Here is a 1681-nt window from a genome sequence, read left to right on the forward strand (position 1 = left end):
TAATTAGGGCTTGCTGAATAAGCGCCAAAAGCTGACGGACCTGGATTATTCGAGCGGGCGATCGAGAGAAGTGTGCAAGAAAAACGGCTAAAATAGATCAAAAGTCGTGCATCACCACCTGCGATTGTGTACAGAAAAGCTGAGCTTGCTCCAAGTCCCCCATCCGAGTTTGAACTACCCTTTGGAGGAAGGTTGTCATCAGACAACCGTTGGGTGAAAATGGCCGAACTAATCCCGTGGTCAGAATTTGAATCAGAATATGCTGAAAACTTCCCCACAGAAAAGGGCGCACCAGCCAAATCCTTTCGGATGGCATTGGGGGCGTTAATTATTAAAGAAAAGCTGGGAATTAGCGATCGCGAAACGGTAGAACAAATCCGTGAAAACCCCTATCTACAATACTTTATCGGTCAATCAAACTACAGCAATGAAGTCGCATTTGATCCATCCCTATTAGTACACTTTCGGCAAAGAATTAGTCCGAACCTAATTAATAAAGTGAACGAACGGATGGTTGAAAAAATGCGAGAAATCACGGCAGTCACACCCGAAAAAAAAAAGGATTCGGACGGCAAAAATGAGTCCCCCAATCGCGGTAAACTAATCATAGATGCAACCTGCGCCCCAGCCGACATTAGTTATCCGACAGACTTAGGACTATTAAACAGAGCCAGAGTTCATACAGAAAAAATCCTAGACATCCTGTATAAACAAATCAAAGAAAAAACCCCTAAAAAACCAAGAACCTACCGTAATAAGGCTAGAAAAGACTACTTAGCAGTAGCGAAACAAAGACGACCCACACGCAACAAAAGAAGACAGGCAATTAAAAAACAACTCCAATATATCAAAAGAAACCTAGGTCATATTGAACAGCTAATTGATTTAGGTGCCACCCTAGAAGGTTTGAATAAAAAGCAATATAAAACCTTGCTAGTCCTCACAGAAGTCGCTCGCTTTCCAACAGTGGTTGTTTGACAACGATAAACAGAGTATTCAGGATAGAATAGTAAGTTTAAGTCAACCCCACATCCGTCCCAACGTCGCGAGGGAAAGCAGGGAAAAGCGTAGAGTTTGGAGCCAAACTATCAGCCAGTTGTTTTGAAGGATATGTGTTTTTAGACCGGATGAGCTGGGATAATTTTAACGAATCAGGGGACTTAAAAGCACTCTTTAGAAGCTTATTATAGATTCACGGGATACTATCCAGAGTCGGTTCATGCCGATCGAATTTACCGTACACTCTTAGAACCGAGCTTGGTGCAAAGAAAGAGGAATTAGAATTAGTGGGCCGCCTCTAGGAAGACCGCCAGCAAACGTCAGTAAATCAAAAAAAAAGCAAGCGTTGGAAGATGAGAGAATTCGCAATGCGATTGAGGGCAAGTTCGGGCAAGGTAAACGAAGATTCGGTCTGAATCGAGTGATGGCTAAACTCGATAATACATCTGGTACAGTTATTGCAATTACTTTTCTAGTTATGAACCTTGCTACCTGGTGGCGCCGGGTTTTTTGTGTGTTTTTATGTCTATTTGGAAAAAGAAGGCCTGTTTTTTGGTTGAAGATAATCTACAATTATCATTGGGGTGACTATCTACCGAAAAAACTTATCTTTAATCGAGCTTGAATATATCGATCGCTCTTATTCTTGATGTGCGATCGATTATTCAGCAAGCCCTAATTA

Annotated in this window: 1 pseudogene; it reads left to right on the forward strand. The window is 41.9% G+C overall.

Going from position 1 to position 1681, the window contains the following annotated elements:
• Window positions 1–126: 126 nt before the first annotated feature.
• Window positions 127–1624: pseudogene (locus QUB12_RS37220) on the forward strand (IS5 family transposase).
• Window positions 1625–1681 lie beyond the last annotated feature (57 nt).

This window comes from Microcoleus sp. B7-D4 (assembly GCF_036705125.1).
Lineage (GTDB): Bacteria > Cyanobacteriota > Cyanobacteriia > Cyanobacteriales > Microcoleaceae > Microcoleus.